Annotated in this window: 1 protein-coding gene; it reads left to right on the top strand. The window is 68.4% G+C overall.

All coding sequences use genetic code 11. The annotated features are described in order from the left end of the window. Positions 1-105: 105 nt before the first annotated feature. On the top strand, positions 106-1,063 hold a 958-nt coding region (locus AC04L7_RS19425; protein ID WP_475513807.1), incomplete at its 3' end, for a cbb3-type cytochrome c oxidase subunit I.

Genomic DNA, 1,063 nt, shown 5'->3' with positions numbered 1-1,063 from the left:
GGCCCACACGCAGCAGCTGAAGCCGGGCGCGCGCATGCCCTCCTCCGGCGAGCGCATCGGCGAGGCCGACCTGCAATCCATCGCGGCCTGGCTCGCGCAACTGAAATGACGACGCAGGCTCCCACGGAAGATCCTTCGAATCTGCCGCCGCGCCCCGCAGGCGAGCGCGAGGCCCTCGAGCGCGCGTGGCGCCCGCCCACCGGCTGGCGGCTCTTCTCGGCGGTCAACAACACGCGCATCGGCGTGTTCTACATCGCCACCGCCATGCTCTTCTTCGTGCTGGCCGGCATCCTGGCGCTGATGATGCGCACGCAGCTCGCGGTGCCGGACAACCACCTGATCGACGCGGGCACCTACAACCAGCTCTTCACGATGCACGGCACCGTGATGATGTTCCTGTTTGCGGTGCCCATCGTCGAGGCCGTGGCCATCTACCTGCTGCCGGGCATGCTGGGCGCGCGCGACCTGCCCTTTCCGCTGCTCTCGGCCTATGCGTTCTGGGCCTATGCCATCGGCGGCATCGCCTTCTTCTGCACGCTGTTCTTCGGCGTGTCGCCCGATGGCGGCTGGTTCATGTATCCGCCGCTCACCGGCAAGGAGTTCTCGCCCGGGCGCGGCGCCGACTGGTGGCTGCTGGGCATCGGGTTCATCGAGATCTCGGCCATTGCGGGCGCCATCGAGCTGATCGTGGGCGTGCTGTTCACGCGCGCACCCGGCATGACGCTGATGCGCATGCCGATCTTCGCCTGGGCCATGCTGGTCACCGCGCTGATGATCGTCTTCGCGTTTCCCGCGGTGATCGCGGCCACCATGCTGCTGGAGCTGGAGCGCGCGTTCGACTGGCCCTTCTTCATTCCCGCGCGCGGCGGCGATCCGCTGCTGTGGCAGCACCTGTTCTGGTTCTTCGGCCACCCGGAGGTCTACATCATCTTCCTGCCCGCGGCCGGCATGGTGTCGATGATGGTCGCCGCGCTCGCGGGCACGCCGCTGGTGGGGCACCGCGCGGTGGTGCTGGCGCTCATCGGCGTGGGCGCGGTGAGCTTTGCGCTGTGGGTGCACCACA

The organism is Pseudoxanthomonas sp. LjRoot204_2 (assembly GCF_056175765.1).
The sequence above is the reverse complement of the archived record's forward strand: the minus strand, read 5'-3'. Positions and strand labels throughout refer to the sequence as shown.